Annotated in this window: 1 protein-coding gene; it reads right to left on the reverse strand. The window is 69.3% G+C overall.

Annotated elements, in window-relative coordinates; all coding sequences use genetic code 11:
* Positions 1-501, reverse strand: a 501-nt coding sequence (locus tag IH25_RS0136835) for an aminotransferase class III-fold pyridoxal phosphate-dependent enzyme (protein ID WP_030621422.1), incomplete at both ends; no start/stop codon positions are given.

The raw sequence follows: 501 nt of genomic DNA on the forward strand, positions 1-501 counted from the left end.
GGGGTGATGCCGGCCTCCTCGAAGGAGAAGAAGGCGCCGGTACGGCCGCAGCCCATCTGGATGTCGTCGACGATGAGCAGCATGTCCTGCCGCTCGCACAGCTCCTTGAGCGCGCGCAGCCATTCGGGCCGGGCGACGTTGATGCCGCCCTCGCCCTGCACGGTCTCCACGATCACGGCGGCGGGCTTGTCCAGGCCCGAGCCCTGGTCCTGGAGGAGCCGTTCGAACCACAGGAAGTCCGGGACCGTGCCGTCGAAGTAGTTGTCGAACGGCATCGGCGTGCCGTGCACCAGCGGGATGCCGGCGCCGGCCCGCTTGAAGGCGTTGCCGGTGACGGCGAGCGAGCCCAGCGACATGCCGTGGAAGGCGTTGGTGAACGACACGACCGCCTCGCGTCCCTTCACCTTCCGCGCCAGCTTCAGCGCGGACTCCACCGCGTTGGTGCCCGTCGGCCCCGGGAACATCACCTTGTACGGCAGATCCCGCGGACGCAGCACCAGG

Source organism: Streptomyces achromogenes subsp. achromogenes, from assembly GCF_000720835.1.
Classification (GTDB): Bacteria; Actinomycetota; Actinomycetes; order Streptomycetales; family Streptomycetaceae; genus Streptomyces; species Streptomyces achromogenes.